We start from the raw sequence: 15,619 nt of genomic DNA, 5'->3' as shown, positions 1-15,619 counted from the left end.
GCCCCCCAGCGGCTCACCGGGCACGCTCCCGCATCAACAGGATCGCCTGGCGTACGGCCTCCGCCTGGGCGGGGGCGTGGTCCTCGAAGAAGGCCGCCATGAAGCCGCCCTCCGCGCCGCCCGCCGCCGCGAGGTCCTCGCCGGAGACGTCGATCGAGGCGGCGACCTCGTCAGGGACGGAGTCGGCGATCGCCCGGGCCGCCTCGGCGACCCGGGGGTCGTCCACGGCCGCCCCGGCCAGTTCGTCCATCAGCGCGTACACCGCGTAGGCGCGGCGCATCGCCCCGGGGTCGGCGGCCATGGACTGCAGCAGACCGCTGAGCCAGGTGCGGGCCTCGGGGGTGCCCGTCGTGTCCAGCAGCGCGAGCAGTTCGCGCTCCCGCACGGCCATCGCGGGCTCGGGACCCGGGAGTTCGGCTGAGGTCCGGGCCATCTCGGCGAAGAGGGTCGCCAGTTCCGGGGACACCGGCGCCTCGGCGGGCAGTCCGCCGCCGGCCTCGGCCTGTGCGAGGAGTTCGGCGAGGCGGGCCCGGCGCGAGCGGATGGCCTCCTCCTGCCGCGCGAGGTCCGCGTCGAGCTCCGCCAGCACCTCGGGCAGGTCCTTGCCGGCGTCGTCGGCGAGCACGTCCCTGACCTCGTCCAGGCCGAGGCCGAGTTCCGTCAGGCGCCGGATGCGGGTGAGCTCGACGGCGGCGCGCAGACCGTAGTCGCGGTAGCCGTTGACCCGGCGCGCGGGCTCGGGCAGCAGCCCGATGCGGTGGTAGTGCCGCACCGTGCGGGTGGTGACCCCGGCGAGGGCGGCGAGTTCTCCGATGCGCATGAGCCCAGTAGAGACCTTGACGCTGCGACAAGGTCAAGGACCGACGGGCGCGGGCCGGGCATACACATGGAGTACGGGCGAGACCTCCCCCGGATCGGGGCGGCGGCCGGGACCACGGCGGCAAGCCCTCGCCGCCCCTCGAACCGGTCCCGGCCCGGGCCGGGCGTGATCGAGGTCCCGTACCGCGGGTAGGTACGCCCTGGCGGGTGCCGCCGCCCGCGCATCGACGACCGCGGGCGGCACCGCCGGCACCCAGGGACCCATTTGCGTCTGTGACACGTCAAAGCGGAAAGGAGGCCATCCATGCGACTCACGACAGCCGCGGCCGTCGCGGCGACCGCACTCCTGCTGACCGGCTGCGGCGCGCAGTCCGGCGGGCCCGCGGGCGGCAGCCCCAGCGGCTCCCCGAGCAGCACCGGCAGCGCCGGCACGGGGACCGGGACCGGTACCGGAGGAGCCTGCGCGGCCGAGGCCGCGCTCACCGCCGCGGACACCGGCCGTACCGTCTGCGTCACCGCCGGCGGCACGGTCCGCGTCACCCTCGACGGCACGCCCGACCGCCCCTGGTCCCGTGTCACCGGCGAGGGCGCCGCCCTCGTCCCCACCAACGCGGGCATCGGCGCCCCCCGCGGCGACACCATCGCCGCCTACCGCGCCGCCGCCCCCGGCACGGCACGGCTCACCGCCACCCAGCCGCTGTGCGCCTCACCCACCGCCCCGGACCAGGTGGCCTGCCTGGGACTGCGGGAATGGACGGTCACCGTGCGGGTAGCGAGCGGCTGAACACCCCCACCTCGCAGGAGGGTTGTAGTGCCCCAGGCATCGAATAGGGCACGGTATCCCCATCGGCGGGCGAAGCGGCGGTAACGGATCGGGAGCGGCGGCAATTGCGGTGGCTCCCTGTCAGAGGCATGACGTAGCGTTCCCTCTGGTCGCCGACGAAGGCGCGCCGGACCCACTGTCGGTGTCCGCGCCCCGCCGCGCACCCATTCTCGCCGGAAGACGTCCGGCCACCCACGCCTGCCTGGGGGGAACCAGCTTGCGCACCCGCCACCTCGCGGGCGGGACGGCTCTGTCCGTCCTGCTCGCCACCGCTTCCCTGCTCGGGGTCACGGCGACGCCGGCCGCGGCCGACAACGCCACGCCGCCGGCCGCCTCCTCCGAGCAGCCCACGCCGAACGCCCTGGACGACCCGGCCCAGGCCGCGACCACGCTCACCGTGAACGTCCCCACGACCGCCGTGCCGGGCGCCGAGGTCACGGTCACCGGCACCCTCGGCTCGGCCGAGCCCTTCGCGGCCGGCACCGAGGTCACCGTCACCCGCACGGACGAGGCCGACGCGGCCGGCACCCCGCTGGGCACCGTGGCCATCGCCGAGGACGGCACCTTCCAGCTCAAGGACACCCCCGCCGTCCAGGGCGTCACCACCTACTGGGTCAGCTACGCGGGCGACGCCACCCACGCGGCCACCGCCGCGACGCGCAACGTCACCGTGGCCCTGGCCTCCACCACCCTCGCCCTGTCCGCCCCGGCGACGGCCCTGCCCGGCGCGCAGGTCACGGTCAGCGGCTCCCTCGGCTCGGCCGAGCCCTTCGCTGCGGGTACCGCGGTCACCGTCACCCGCACCGACAGCCGCGGCGGGACCGGCACCCCGCTGGGCACCGCGGCCATCGCCGAGGACGGCACCTTCCAGCTCAAGGACACCCCCGCCGTCCAGGGCGTGAACACCTACACGGTCGGCTACGCGGGCGACGCGACCCACGCCGCCGCCGGCGCCAGTCGCACCGTCAACGTCACCCGGGCCGCCACCACGCTCACCGTGAACGCCCCCGCCACCGCCAAGCGGGCCACGAAGCTCACGGTCACCGGCAAGCTCAACGCCGCCGCGTCCTTCCCGGCCGGCACCAAGGTCACGGTCGCCCGGACCGACCTCACCACCCCCAAGGGCAAGTCGCTCGGCAGCAAGACGGTCGCCTCCAACGGGACGTTCAGCTTCACGGACACCCCGTACACGGGCGGCAGCGTCACCTACTCCGTGCACTACGCGGGCGACACCACGCACACCGCCGCCCTGGGCAAGGACACGGTCTCGGTCTCCCGCGCGGCCACCTCGGTCAGCATCAAGACCAACCACTCGACCTACGCCTGGGGTTCGACGGCCACCGTCACCGGCCACCTCGGCAAGACCGGCAAGAGCCGCGTCGTGTCGATCTACGCCAAGGCGGCGGACGGCACGAAGAAGCTGGTGAAGACCGGCACGGTCAACCGCTCCGGCGACTTCAAGGTGACCTACAAGCTCTACCGGAACACCACCTTCTGGGCGTCGTTCGGCGGTGACTTCTACTCGGCGCCGAAGTCGGTGTCCCGCTCGGTCGGCACGCAGGTCAAGGTCTCGACGTCCGTCTCCCGGTACTACAAGACGGGCAAGATCGGCTCGACCACGTACTACTGGTTCCACAAGAACACCGACCCGGTGTTCACCACGACCATGAGCTACTACAAGAACCGCAAGCAGCGGTTCGAGCTGCAGGTCTACTACCAGGGCAAGTGGTACTCGAGCGGCAGCCAGTACTTCTGGCTCGCCACCAACGGCAAGTCGGCCGTGCAGCTCGGCGCGCCCGGTGAGTCCGGCATCCGCGCCCGCATGCGGTCCACGTACGTCAAGGGCTCGTCTGGCGACTCCGTGAACACCACGACCTACGGCCCCTGGAAGTACATGTACTTCACCAAGTGACGCCGTCCGGCGCCGCACACGGGCGAGGCCGCCCCGGAGGTTCCCGGGGCGGCCTCGCCCGCGTCACGGGCCGGACGCGGGACGCAGGCGGGACGCACGGGGTGTATGGGGCGGGAGCCGCCGTCAGAGAACGAGCCGTCCGGGCCGGGAACGGGCAGTGGACGGATCGCCCACCCCCGTCCACCCCCAGGGGAACGCTCAGGCCTCGCCGGCCTCGAGCAGGTTCGCCGCGGCGCCGACGATCCGGGGGTCGGGCACCGCCACGACCTCCTCGTCCTTGTCGCCGTAGTCGAAGCGGCCCAGCACGGCGCGCATCGCCTCCACGCGGGCCCGCTTCTTGTCGTTGCTCTTCACCACCGTCCAGGGCGCCTGCTCGGTGTCGGTCTCCCGGAACATCGTGACCTTGGCCTCGGTGTAGTCGTCCCACCGGTCGAGGGAGGCCAGGTCCATCGGGCTGAGCTTCCACTGCCGCACCGGGTCGACCTGGCGGATGGTGAAGCGGGTGCGCTGCTCGTCGCGCGAGACGGAGAACCAGAACTTCACCAGGTCGATGCCGTCGTCCACGAGCATCCGCTCGAACGCGGGCGCCTGCCGCATGAACCGCTGGTACTCGTCCTCCGTACAGAAGCCCATGACCCGCTCGACGCCGGCCCGGTTGTACCAGGACCGGTCGAAGAGCACGATCTCCCCCGCGGTCGGCAGGTGCTCCACGTACCGTTGGAAGTACCACTGCCCGCGCTCGCGCTCGGTGGGCTTCTCCAGCGCCACCACCCGCGCCCCGCGCGGGTTCAGGTGCTCGGTGAAGCGCTTGATCGTCCCGCCCTTGCCGGCCGCGTCGCGCCCCTCGAAGACGATCACCAGCCGCCGGCCGGTCTCCTTGACCCAGCCCTGCAGCTTCAGCAGCTCTATCTGCTGGAGCCGCTTGTGCCACTCGTACTCCTTGCGCTCCATGCGGAAGTCGTACGGGTAGTTCTCGCGCCACGTCTCGACCGGACTGCCGTCCGGGCGGATCAGCACGGGGTCGTCCTGGTCGGTGTAGTCGACCTGCATCCCGGCGAGCAGATCCAGGTCCGCGGGGTGCGGGAGCGTCGTCATGTCGCCTCTCACCTCCGGGTCCGCGCGAACGCGCGTACGTCTGTCCCCACGGTAACGCCGCCCCCCGCCACCCCGCCCCACGCCCGGGCGAACCCCACGTGACACCCCCCGGTACATCCGGCGTGCCCCCGCCGACGGGACCGTCGGGTAAGGCCTCAGGGGTGGCAGCGGGGGAGGCCTTCGGGGCTGTAGCAGGGGAGGTGGCCGTGGGATCGGACGACGTCCTGGCCGGCGCCGCGGATCATGTAATTGAGGAAGCTCGCGGCGAGGGATCCGGTGGCGGGGCGGTCGTAGGTGTAGGCGTACTCGATCTCCGTGAAGGGGTAGCTGCTGTCGCCGATGGCGGCCGGGGTCGGGGTGCGGCCGTTGATGGCCAGGGGGTGCAGGCCGCGGGAGGCGGTGGCGGCGCGCAGTTCGCCGTAGCCGATGGCGCCGGGGAGGCGGGCGACGGTCGCCAGGACCTGGTCGGTGCTGTCCAGTTCGCAGCGGACGACCTTGTCCTCGGGGGAGTTGCGGGTGCGGCAGTCGCGTGAGGTGAACGCGGGCTCGCCGTGGCCGCCTAGGAGGTGGCGGCGGAACAGGTCGCGGGTGCCGGAGTCGGCGTTGCGGCTGACGAGGAGGACGGGCAGGTCGGGGCCGCCCAGCTGGCTCCAGTTGACGACGGAGCCGTTGTATATGCGCCGTATCTGGCTGACCGTCAGGGCCCGGACGGGGACGTCGTCGTTGACGACCAGCGCGAACGCGGAGACGGCGACCCGGTTCTCCTCCAGGCGGGGGTTGCCGTCCGGCTTGGGGCCGTCGGAGAGGGCGAGGACGCCGGGGGCCCGGGAGTCGGCCAGTTCGCGGACGCCCTCGTTGCTGCCGTGCGCGTCGACCGTGATCCGCGCGTCGGGGCAGTCCTCCGCGTAGCGGCGGGCGAGCTCGCGCATCACCGGGGCGAAGGCCGTGGAGCCGGTGACGGTGAGCCGTCCGGTGGCGCAGCCGATGGGCGGCGGCGGGTCCTCGCGGACGACGATGATGGCGGCCAGGACCGTCACGCAGAGGGTGAGCAGGATCGTCAGCCACCGGGCGGCCCGGCTGAACAGCGGCGGTTTGGAGTCGACCGGCATGGCCTTGTTGGGCACCACCACGCCGTCGCGGATGCCGCCGGTGACCCGGACGCCGCCGCCGACGTGGCCGCCGGTGAGGAGCACGAGCAGCTTGAAGTGCTGGCCCCGGTTGAGGGGGACCCGGGGCAGGTGGATCACGTTGCCCTGGTGGCGTACGCCGCCGGTGTCCCCGGCGGGGGCGAAGTGGTCCATCAGCAGACCGGAGTCGGCCTCGGTGACGGCGACGCCCCGTACCGTGCGGCCCGCGAAGACGACGGTGAGCGCGCGGTCGTGGTCCCGGTTGGTGTAGTCGGTGTCGGTGATGGCCTCGCCGCCGTCGTTCTCGACGCGGATCAGGACCAGCGTGGCGTCCGACATGTCGGGGAGGTCGTTGAAGAGCCCGAGCCGTACGTTGGGGGCGCCGCCCCCGCCGTCCGGGTCGTCGCTGCCGATGGGGGTGTCCATCTGGACGCGGTAACCGATGCGCCGGCGGCGCGGGACGCGGCGTTCGTACCAGACCACGCCGACCGAGACGACCAGACCCAGCAGCGCGGTCAGCACCGCCACCACGTTGTCGGCGCTCAGCCAGTCGCCCACCTCTCGCCCCGCTCCCCGGTGATCTCTCCTGCTGTGCGGTCACCGTACGGCGCCGCCGGCGCGCCGGAGGCGCCTTCCCTGTCCCGCCGTCAGATGTTCGCCGGGCGTTTCCCGGTCAGGCGCGGCGGATCCGGCGGACGCTCCAGTCGAAGCCGCCGCGGCAGACCACGGCGCCCGTCGCGTCCCTGATCTCCGCGGTCGTCGCCAGCCGCGCCCGGTCGCCGTCCCCGGACAGCACGGTCCGCAGCGCGCGCCGCGCGGACCCGTCCAGTGCGCACGAGGCGACCAGCCGGCCGCGTGCCGGTGCGAGGAACTCGACGGTGGCCGCGGCACCGAGCGGCACCACGCCGTCGAACTCCGCGGGGGCCTCGACCGCGGCGATCACCGCGGCCAGCCCCGCCGCGTCGAGGAGCGCGATCAGCCCGCTGGAGTGCAGGCTGCCGATCACGTTGGTCAGCCCGTACGGGGTGTCCAGCGCCACCTCGGCGGCGCAGTCCCCGGCCCGCAGCACCTGGATCCCGGCGGTCCGGTGCGCCGGGACCGGCTCCAGGAGGGAACGCGCCAGCTCGGTGGCATCCATGCGCCCAGGCTCGCGCCCCCGGCCGACGCCCGCGTTACGGGGAACCGTCGCCCCGCCCAAGACCGGGGGGAGGCACGCCCCACGCCCCGGCGCAGGAGGGAAAACCCGGCCCGTTCCGTTGCACAGGCGAAAGTTTGCACCGTACCAACAAGCACCGCCCGCGCTCAGGGAAATCGCGCAGGAGTACCGTCACGCCGCGTCGGGCCCTACGGTCCGGAAGCGCGTACGAATCCCGACCCTGGAGGCGCGATGAAGGCCAACCGGTTCACGGCGGGGACCGCCCTGGTCGCCGGAGCGCTGGTGTGCACGATCGCGGCGCTCGTGTACCCGGCGATGTCCGGTGCGAACGTCGCGGCGTCCTCCCCCGAGGCGCAGGCGGTGACCACTCCGTACGGCCCGCTGACCCCCCTCGACCGGGAGTTCGTCGTCAAGGTGCGGCTCGCCGGGCTGTGGGAGTTCCCCGCCGGGCAGATGGCGGAGCAGAAGGGCACGACGCAGGCGGTCAAGACCGCCGGACGGCACCTCATCGACGGGCACACCGCGCTGGACAGCGCCGACCGCACGGTGGCCGCCCAGCTCGGCATCCCGCTGCCCAACCAGCCCACCCCGCAGCAGATGGGCTTCCTCGGCACCCTGTCCTCCGCCTCCGGGGGCGACTTCGACAGCAAGCTCGCCAACATCCTGCGGCTGACCCACGGCCAGATCTTCAACACGATCGCCAAGGTCCGCTCCACCACCATGAACAGCCTCGTGCGGCAGCTGGCCGACCAGGCCAACGACACCGTGCTGGACCACATCACGGTCATGGAGCGGACCGGGCTGGTGGACTTCCCGACGATCGTCGCGCAGACCACCGCCAGCCCCACCACCGACCCCAAGGACCTGGTCGCGCCGACGCCCGTCCCCGGCGAGCCGACCCTCGTGGTCAACCCGTCGGCCGCGCCGCCGGCCACGGCCTCGGCGGCGCCGACCATCGGGTGACGGCCTACTCGCCGCCCTCCAGGTCGCCCTCCGTCTCCAGGAAGGCCTGGCGGAGCTGCTCGACGACCTCCGGGTCCGGCTCGGCCCACATGCCGCGCGACTCCGCCTCCAGCAGCCGCTCCGCCATGCCGTGCAGCGCCCAGGGGTTGGCCTCCTGGAGGAAGGCCCGGTTCTCCGGGTCCAGGACGTAGGTGCGGGCCAGCTTGTCGTACATCCAGTCGGCTACGACGCCCGTCGTGGCGTCGTAGCCGAAGAGGTAGTCGACGGTGGCGGCCAGCTCGAAGGCGCCCTTGTAGCCGTGCCGGCGCATCGCCGCGATCCAGCGGGGGTTGACCACCCGGGCGCGGAAGACCCGGGAGGTCTCCTCGGTCAGGGTGCGGGTGCGCACCGTCTCCGGGCGGGTGGAGTCGCCGATGTAGGCCTCGGGGGAACGGCCGGTCAGCGCGCGGACGGTGGCGACCATGCCGCCGTGGTACTGGTAGTAGTCGTCGGAGTCGGCGATGTCGTGCTCGCGGGTGTCGGTGTTCTTCGCCGCCACCGCGATCCGCCGGTAGGCGGTCTCCATCTCCTCCCGGGCCGGGCGCCCGTCGAGGCCCCGCCCGTACGCGTAACCGCCCCACATGGTGTAGACCTCGGCGAGGTCGGCGTCGCTGCGCCAGTCGCGGCTGTCGATCAGCTGCAGCAGGCCCGCGCCGTACGTCCCCGGCCGGGAGCCGAAGATGCGGGTGGTGGCCCGGCGTTCGTCGCCGTGCGCGGCGAGGTCGGCGCGGGTGTGGGCGCGCACGAAGTTGACCTCGTCCGGCTCGTCGAGGCCCGCGACGAGCCGCACCGCGTCGTCCAGCAGGCCCACCACGTGCGGGAACGCGTCGCGGAAGAAGCCGCTGATGCGCAGGGTGACGTCGACCCGCGGACGGCCCAGCTCCGCGGCGGGTACCGCCTCCACGCCGGTGACGCGGCGGGACGCGTCGTCCCACACCGGCCGCACGCCCAGCAGCGCCAGCGCCTCGGCGACGTCGTCGCCCGCGGTGCGCATCGCGCTGGTGCCCCACAGCGACAGGCCCACCGACTGCGGCCAGCTGCCGTCGCCGTCCTCGCGGTAGCGGGCCAGCAGCGAGTCGGCGAGGGCCTGGCCGGTCTCCCAGGCGAGCCTGCTGGGCACCGCCTTGGGGTCGACGGAGTAGAAGTTGCGGCCGGTCGGCAGCACGTTGACCAGCCCGCGCAGCGGCGAGCCCGAGGGACCCGCGGGCACGGCACCGCCGTTCAGCGCGTGCACGACGGCCTCGGTCTCGTCCGTCGTACGGGCCAGCCGCGGCACGACCTGCCGGGCGGCGAAGTCCAGCACCCGGGCGACGTCCCCGGGCAGGCCGTCCGCGACCGCGGCGACGGACTCCGGCGCCCAGCCGGCGTCCTCCATGGCCTGCACCAGTGCGCGGGCCTGCTCCTCGGCGGCGTCCGCGGAGAGCCGGGTGGCCTTCGACTCGTCCAGGCCGAGGGCCTCCCGCAGCCCCGGCAGCGCGGCCGTACCGCCCCAGATCTGCCGGGCCCGCAGGATGGCCAGCACCAGGTTGACCCGCTCGGCGCCGGTGGGGGCCTGGCCCAGCACGTGCAGGCCGTCGCGGATCTGGGCGTCCTTGATCTCGCAGAGCCAGCCGTCGACGTGCAGCAGGAAGTCGTCGAACTCGGCGTCGTGCGGCCGGTCCTCCAGGCCCAGGTCGTGGTCGAGCTTGGCGGCCTGGATGAGCGTCCAGATCTGGGCGCGGACGGCGGGCAGCTTGGCCGGGTCCATGGACGCGATCGCGGCGTGCTCGTCGAGCAGTTGCTCCAGGCGCGCGATGTCGCCGTAGGAGTCGGCGCGGGCCATCGGCGGCACCAGGTGGTCGACGAGGGTCGCGTGGGCACGGCGCTTGGCCTGGGTGCCCTCGCCGGGGTCGTTGACGAGGAACGGGTAGACCAGCGGCAGGTCGCCGAGGGCGGCGTCGGGGCCGCAGGCCGCGGACAGGGCCGCGTTCTTGCCGGGCAGCCACTCCAGGTTGCCGTGCTTGCCCAGGTGGATCATCGCGTCGGCGCCGAAACCGCCGTCCGCCCGCGCCGTGGCGATCCAGCGGTAGGCGGCCAGGTAGTGGTGGGAGGGCGGCAGATCGGGGTCGTGGTAGATCGCGATCGGGTTCTCGCCGAAGCCGCGCGGCGGCTGGATGAGGATCAGCAGGTTGCCGCGGCGCAGCGCGGCCAGCACGATGTCGCCCTCGGGGTTGACGCTGGTGTCGACGAACATCGCGCCGGGCGGCGGCCCCCAGTGCTCCGTCACAGCGTCCCGCAGCTCCTGCGGCAGCGCGCCGAACCAGCGGCGGTAGTCGGCGGCCGGGACGCGGACCGGGTTGGCGGCCAGTTGCTCCTCGGTCAGCCACTCCTGGTCGTGGCCGCCCGCGTCGATCAGGGCGCGGATCAGCTCGTCACCGTCCCCGGAGACCAGGCCCGGGATCTCCTCCCCGGGCCCGAAGTCCCAGCCCTCCGCGCGCAGCCGGCGCAGCAGCGCGACCGCGCTGGCGGGGGTGTCGAGGCCCACCGCGTTGCCGATGCGGGAGTGCTTGGTCGGGTACGCGGACAGCACCAGCGCCAGCCGGCGCTCCGCGACCGGGATGTGCCGCAGCCGCGCGTGGCGGACGGCGATGCCCGCGACGCGGGCGGCGCGCTCGGCGTCGGGGGCGTAGACGGGCAGGCCGTCCTCGTCGATCTCCTTGAACGAGAACGGGACGGTGATCAGCCGGCCGTCGAACTCGGGGACGGCGACCTGCGTCGCGGCGTCCATCGGGGACAGGCCCTCATCGCTGCCCTCCCACGTCTCGCGGGAGGAGGTCAGGCAGAGCGCCTGCAGCACCGGCACGTCCAGCGAGGCGATCGCGCCCGCGTCCCAGGCCTCCTCGTCGCCGCCCGCCGAGGCGTCGGCCGGGCGGGTGCCGCCGGCCGCGAGCACGGTGGTGACGACGGCGTCCACGTCCCGCAGGGCGTCGAGCAGTTCGGGCTCGGGGGCGCGCAGCGAGGCCACGTACAGCGGGAGCGCCCGGGCGCCGGCCTGCTCGATCGCGGCGCAGAGGGCCTCCACGAAGGCGGTGTTGCCGCTCATGTGGTGCGCCCGGTAGTAGAGGACGGCGACCAGCGGGCCGCCGGTCGCGGCGGCGGGGCGCTCCAGCCGGCCCCAGGAGGGGGCCGAGGCGGGGGGCTCGAAGCCGTGGCCGGTCAGCAGCACCGTGTCGGACAGGAAGCGGGCCAGCTGGGCCAGGTTGGCGGGGCCGCCGTGCGCGAGGTACCCGTGGGCCTCGGCCGCGATCCCGACGGGGACCGTGGACAGCTCCATCAGCTGGGCGTCCGGAGCCTGTTCACCGGTGAGCACCACCACCGGGCGCGGCCCCGCGAGCAGCGCGTCCAGGCCCTCCTCCCAGGCGCGGCGGCCGCCGAGGAGCCGTACGACGACCAGGTCGGTGCCGTCGAGGAGAGCGGGCAGCTCGTCCTGCGGCAGCCGGGCGGGGTTGGCGAAGCGGATCGGGACGGGCCCGCCGGCGGCGTTCGCGGCGCGGGCGCTGAGCAGGTCGGTGTCGGAGGTCGACAGCAGCAGGATCACGTCGGACGTGCCTTCCTCGGGGTCCGCGCCCCGGGCCGGTGGAGGACGGCGGGAGTTCCTGGCTCCCGTGGCCCGGCGCTCACGCGCCGGCCCCGGTGACAGTGGCGGGACCGCACCGGAATCGCACCGGTTTCCTCCGCTGATGCCGTCGATGGCGTGGGCGCGGCTGGATGACCTGCCCGCCCAGCATAGTAAGGGGCTTCGGCGTCTCTTTCGGATCGATGTGGGGGACGGAACATTGCCGGACGCGTGCGGGCGCACCGGGTGCTGGGAGGTGCCCCGCAGCACAGCGCGCGGGCGGACGGCAACGGCGGCAGGCATCGGCGAACCGCAGCGACGCGGCGGATGCGCGTACCGGGCAGGGCGATGCGGCCCAGGTCGTGTCGTCGAACGAGCTCCGCCGGTCCGCGCTGGAAGGTGCCCGCGGTGCGGGGCGGGGCGGGGCGGGGCGGGGCGGGGCGGAGAAGTGTCCTCGCAGTGGGGCGCTCGGACGCTTCGACAACGCAGCGTGGCAGCCCCAGCCGAGGGTTCGGGGAGGGCGTTCGACGACACGGCCCAGGTCCGCGGGACGGGCCCGCGCCCGTCCCGGGGCCCTACGGTCCGGACGGCCCGCTGACGGCCGCGGGTATGCTCGCGGCCATGCCGTCGCCCTCCGATCCCCCCGTGAGCGGCGCCTTCGCCGCAGCGACGGCGGGGCGCGGACGTGACGACGCCTGCCCCGGCGCGCTGCGCCTGCACGCCGCCGACGACGGCGGGCTGGCCCGCATCCGCATCCCCGGCGGCCTGCTGACGATACGTCAGACCGAGGCGCCGGCGGACGCCGCCGACCGCCTCGGCGACGGGCGCATCGACCTCACCTCCCGCGGCAACCTCCAGGTGCGCGGACTGCGCGACCCCGGCGCGGGGACCGAGCTGGCGGCGCTGCTCGGCGAGGCCGGGCTGCTGCCCTCGTGGGCCCACGAGAGGGCCCGCAACGTCGTCGCCTCGCCGCTCGCCGGACTCGACGGCCGCGGTCACGGCGACCTGCGCGGCTGGATACGGCGGTTGGACGCCCTGCTCTGCGCGAGCCCGGCCGCCGCCGGACTCTCCGGACGCTTCCTCTTCGCCCTCGACGACGGCCGCGGCGACACCGCCGCACTCGGCGCCGATGTGACATTGATCGCCCGACCCGGCGCCGCCGCCGAACTCCGCCTCGCCGGGCGGCCCGTCGCGCGGGTGCCGGCCGCCGACGCCCCGCACTGGGCGGTGCGCGCCGCCGAGACCTTCCTCTCGCTCGCCGCCGAACGCGGCGCCCGTGCCTGGCGGATCGCCGACATCGACCCGGACGGCACCGCCATCGCGGCGCGGCTGCGCGCCGAAGGCGCCGCGTCCGCCGGACCCTCGGCAGCCGTCGCGGGCGGACCGCCCCCGCTCGGCCTCGTCCCGCACCCCGACGGAACCACCTGCGCGCTGTCCGTGGGCGTCCGCCTGGGCCGTCTCACCACCGGGGCGTGGCGGCTGCTCGCGGACGTCGCCCGGTCCGGCGCCGGGGAACTGCGGGTCACCCCCTGGCGCGGCGTCGTCGTGCCGGGCCTGCCGCGCGCCGCCGCGCGGGAGGCGCCGGCCCGCCTGGCCGCGGCCGGCTTCCTGACCGGCGAGGACTCCCCGTGGCGCGGCGTCACCGCCTGCGCGGGACGCCCGGGATGCGCCAAGTCGCTGGCGGACGTACGCGCCGACGCCGGGACCGCACTGCGCGACGCCGTCCCCGAGCCGGGGCACCGCCTGCTGCCCGTGCACTTCTCCGGCTGCGAGCGCCGCTGCGGCCACCCGGACGGCTCGTGGGTCGACGTGGTCGCCGGCGCCGACGGCCGCTACCGCGTCGCCACGGCGGGCACCACCTCCGCCACCACCTCCGCCACCACCGCCGCGGACCTGCCCGCCGCCCTGGACACCGCCCGCCGCACCAGCACCCCACCACCCCCGAGGACGACGTGATCGAGTACGAGAAGGACGGACCGGAGATCTACCGTCAGTCCTTTGCCATCATCCGCGCCGAGGCGGAACTCGACGGTCTGCCACCGGACGTGGCGCAGGTCGCCGTCCGCATGATCCACGCCTGCGGCATGACCGACCTCGTACGGGACCTGGCCTACAGCCCGTCGGTGGTCGCGGACGCCCGCGCCGCGCTGCGCGCCGGGGCGCCGATCCTCTGCGACGTGCAGATGGTCGCCAGCGGCGTCACCCGCAAACGGCTGCCCGCCGACAACGAGGTGGTCTGCACCCTCTCCGACCCCGCCGTCCCGGCCCTCGCCGCCGAACTCGGCACCACCCGCAGCGCCGCCGCCATGGAACTGTGGCGGGACCGCCTGGAAGGCGCCGTCGTCGCCGTCGGCAACGCCCCCACCTCCCTGTTCCGGCTGCTGGAGATGGTCGAGGCGGGCGCACCGCGCCCCGCCGCCGTCATCGGCGTGCCCGTCGGCTTCGTCGGCGCCGCCGAGTCCAAGGACGCCCTGGCCGCGCACCCCTCCCGCCTGGAACACCTGGTGGTGCGGGGCCGGCGCGGCGGCAGCGCCCTGGCGGCCGCCGCCCTCAACGCCCTTGCGACCGAAAGCGAAATCGCATGACCACCGGCCGTCTCTACGGAGTGGGCCTCGGCCCCGGAGACCCCTCCCTGATGACCGTGCGGGCCGTGGAGGTCATCCGCTCCGCCGACGTCATCGCGTACCACTGCGCCCGGCACGGCCGCAGCATCGCCCGCTCCATCGCCGCGGCGCACATCCGCCCCGAGCAGATCGAGGAGCGGCTGATGTACCCGATCACGACGGAGACCACCGACCACCCCGGCGGCTACCGGGGCGCGCTGGACGACTTCTACGCCGAGTCGGCCGAACTGCTCGCCGCGCACCTGGACGCCGGGCGCACCGTCGCCGTCCTCGCGGAGGGCGACCCGCTCTTCTACGGCTCGTACATGCACATGCACAAGCGGCTCGCCGACCGCTACCCGGCCGAGGTGATCCCCGGCGTCACCTCCGTCAGCGCCGCCGCCGCCCGCATCGGACGGCCCCTGGTGGAGGGCGAGGAGGTGCTGACGATCCTGCCCGGCACGCTGCCGGAGGGGGAGCTCGCGGCCCGGCTCGCGACCGCCGACGCGGCGGCCGTGATGAAGCTCGGCCGCACCTTCCCCGCCGTGCGCCGCGCCCTGGAGACGGCCGGGCGGCTGGAGGACGCGCACTACGTCGAACGCGCCACCATGGAGGCCGAGCGGCTGGACATGATCGCCGACGTCGACCCGGAGTCGGTGCCCTACTTCGCCGTCGCCGTGCTCCCCAGCCGCGTCGACGAACGGCCCGCCCCGGACCCGGCACCGGCGGACGGCGAGGTCGTGGTCGTCGGACTCGGCCCGGCCGGGCCCATGTGGCTGACGCCCGAGGCGAGGTCCGCGCTCGCCGGTGCGGACGAACTCGTCGGCTACACCACCTACATGGACCGCGTCCCGGTCCGCCCCGGGCAGTCGCGGCACGCCTCCGACAACCGGGTCGAGGCCGAACGCGCCGAGTTCGCCCTCGACCTCGCGCGGCGCGGACGCAAGGTCGCCGTGGTGTCCTCGGGCGACCCGGGCGTCTTCGCCATGGCCACCGCCGTGCTGGAGGCCGCCTCCGCCGAGCCCTACCTCGGTGTCCGCGTACGGGTCGTGCCGGGCATCACCGCCGCCCAGTCGGCGGCGGCCCTCGCGGGCGCGCCCCTCGGCCACGACTACGCGGTCGTCTCGCTCTCCGACCGGCTCAAGCCCTGGACCGTCGTCGAGGAGCGGCTGCGCGCCGCCACGGCCGCCGACCTCGTGCTCGCGCTCTACAACCCGGCCTCCCACAGCCGCCGGACGCAGCTGGAGAACGCGCTGAAGGTGCTGCGCGAGGGCCGCGTGCCGGGCACGCCCGTGGTCGTCGCCCGGGACGTCGGCGGACCCGAGCAGGCCGTACGGGTCACCACCCTGGAGGATCTGGACCCGGCGACCGTCGACATGCGGTGCGTGCTGCTGGTCGGCTCCTCGCAGACCAGGACGGTACGGCGCGGCGACGGCACCACGGTGGTGTGGACGCCCCGGCGGTACCCGGCCTGACGCCCGGGCCGC

At 74.5% G+C, this 15,619-nt stretch carries 11 protein-coding genes and 1 riboswitch; of the genes, 6 read left to right on the top strand and 5 right to left on the bottom strand.

Translation table 11 applies throughout. The features are described from left to right. Positions 1-13: 13 nt before the first annotated feature. Positions 14-820 (bottom strand): MerR family transcriptional regulator, encoded by an 807-nt coding sequence (locus ACZ7MY_RS04320; RefSeq protein WP_499599480.1) that lies wholly within the window; start codon positions 818-820, stop codon positions 14-16. A gap of 303 nt (positions 821-1,123) precedes the next feature. On the opposite strand from ACZ7MY_RS04320, the gene ACZ7MY_RS04315 reads away from it, so the two are divergent. Then, positions 1,124-1,603: a hypothetical protein gene (locus tag ACZ7MY_RS04315; RefSeq protein ID WP_499599478.1), complete on the top strand. Its 480-nt coding sequence runs from the start codon at positions 1,124-1,126 to the stop codon at positions 1,601-1,603. A 256-nt stretch (positions 1,604-1,859) separates the two neighbouring features. Continuing rightward, a complete protein-coding gene (locus ACZ7MY_RS04310; protein ID WP_499599477.1) occupies positions 1,860-3,554 on the top strand; it encodes an Ig-like domain repeat protein in 1,695 nt (564 codons plus the stop codon). A 198-nt stretch (positions 3,555-3,752) separates the two neighbouring features. On the opposite strand, the gene ppk2 is transcribed toward ACZ7MY_RS04310, so the two are convergent. From ppk2 to ACZ7MY_RS04295, 3 genes are all read right to left on the bottom strand, one after another. Then, positions 3,753-4,649, bottom strand: coding sequence for a polyphosphate kinase 2 (gene ppk2, locus ACZ7MY_RS04305; RefSeq protein ID WP_499599475.1), 897 nt, complete (start codon positions 4,647-4,649; stop codon positions 3,753-3,755). A gap of 155 nt (positions 4,650-4,804) precedes the next feature. Further along, on the bottom strand, positions 4,805-6,334 hold the full coding sequence (locus ACZ7MY_RS04300; protein ID WP_499599473.1) for a PstS family phosphate ABC transporter substrate-binding protein: 1,530 nt from the start codon (positions 6,332-6,334) through the stop codon (positions 4,805-4,807). 115 nt (positions 6,335-6,449) lie between these two features. After that, positions 6,450-6,914 carry a DUF4442 domain-containing protein gene (locus ACZ7MY_RS04295; RefSeq protein WP_499599472.1) on the bottom strand — a complete coding sequence of 155 codons (465 nt, stop codon included), beginning with the start codon at positions 6,912-6,914 and terminating at the stop codon, positions 6,450-6,452. 249 nt (positions 6,915-7,163) lie between these two features. Between ACZ7MY_RS04295 and ACZ7MY_RS04290 the strand changes: the two genes are divergently transcribed. Next, positions 7,164-7,895: a DUF4142 domain-containing protein gene (locus ACZ7MY_RS04290; protein ID WP_499599471.1), complete on the top strand. Its 732-nt coding sequence runs from the start codon at positions 7,164-7,166 to the stop codon at positions 7,893-7,895. A 4-nt stretch (positions 7,896-7,899) separates the two neighbouring features. Here the strand turns inward: ACZ7MY_RS04290 and cobN are convergent, their stop codons facing one another. Then, positions 7,900-11,511, bottom strand: coding sequence for a cobaltochelatase subunit CobN (cobN, locus tag ACZ7MY_RS04285; RefSeq protein WP_499599468.1), 3,612 nt, complete (start codon positions 11,509-11,511; stop codon positions 7,900-7,902). A gap of 52 nt (positions 11,512-11,563) precedes the next feature. Then, positions 11,564-11,648, bottom strand: a riboswitch (cobalamin riboswitch). A gap of 502 nt (positions 11,649-12,150) precedes the next feature. On the opposite strand from cobN, the gene cobG reads away from it, so the two are divergent. From cobG to ACZ7MY_RS04270, 3 genes are read left to right on the top strand one after another with little or no spacing between them, the layout of a single operon-like run. Continuing rightward, on the top strand, positions 12,151-13,485 hold the full coding sequence (gene cobG, locus ACZ7MY_RS04280) for a precorrin-3B synthase (protein WP_499599466.1): 1,335 nt from the start codon (positions 12,151-12,153) through the stop codon (positions 13,483-13,485). Next, positions 13,482-14,114 (top strand): precorrin-8X methylmutase, encoded by a 633-nt coding sequence (locus tag ACZ7MY_RS04275; RefSeq protein WP_499599464.1) that lies wholly within the window; start codon positions 13,482-13,484, stop codon positions 14,112-14,114. The genes cobG and ACZ7MY_RS04275 overlap by 4 nt, the downstream gene beginning before the upstream one ends. Further along, positions 14,111-15,607: a precorrin-2 C(20)-methyltransferase gene (locus ACZ7MY_RS04270; protein ID WP_499599462.1), complete on the top strand. Its 1,497-nt coding sequence runs from the start codon at positions 14,111-14,113 to the stop codon at positions 15,605-15,607. Before ACZ7MY_RS04275 ends, ACZ7MY_RS04270 begins: the two co-directional genes overlap by 4 nt. Positions 15,608-15,619: the final 12 nt, after the last annotated feature.

The organism is Streptomyces sp. NPDC111520 (assembly GCF_055635295.1).
This window is presented reverse-complemented; position numbering and strand designations above follow the sequence as displayed.

Bases quoted from the DNA above. Each gene is read 5' to 3' on its own strand.
- ACZ7MY_RS04320 (WP_499599480.1), bottom strand. From the start codon at position 820: ATGCGCATCGGAGAACTCGCCGCCCTCGCCGGGGTCACCACCCGCACG.
- ACZ7MY_RS04315 (WP_499599478.1), top strand. From the start codon at position 1,124: ATGCGACTCACGACAGCCGCGGCCGTCGCGGCGACCGCACTCCTGCTG.
- ppk2 (WP_499599475.1), bottom strand. From the start codon at position 4,649: ATGACGACGCTCCCGCACCCCGCGGACCTGGATCTGCTCGCCGGGATG.
- ACZ7MY_RS04295 (WP_499599472.1), bottom strand. From the start codon at position 6,914: ATGGATGCCACCGAGCTGGCGCGTTCCCTCCTGGAGCCGGTCCCGGCG.
- ACZ7MY_RS04290 (WP_499599471.1), top strand. From the start codon at position 7,164: ATGAAGGCCAACCGGTTCACGGCGGGGACCGCCCTGGTCGCCGGAGCG.
- cobG (WP_499599466.1), top strand. From the start codon at position 12,151: ATGCCGTCGCCCTCCGATCCCCCCGTGAGCGGCGCCTTCGCCGCAGCG.
- ACZ7MY_RS04270 (WP_499599462.1), top strand. From the start codon at position 14,111: ATGACCACCGGCCGTCTCTACGGAGTGGGCCTCGGCCCCGGAGACCCC.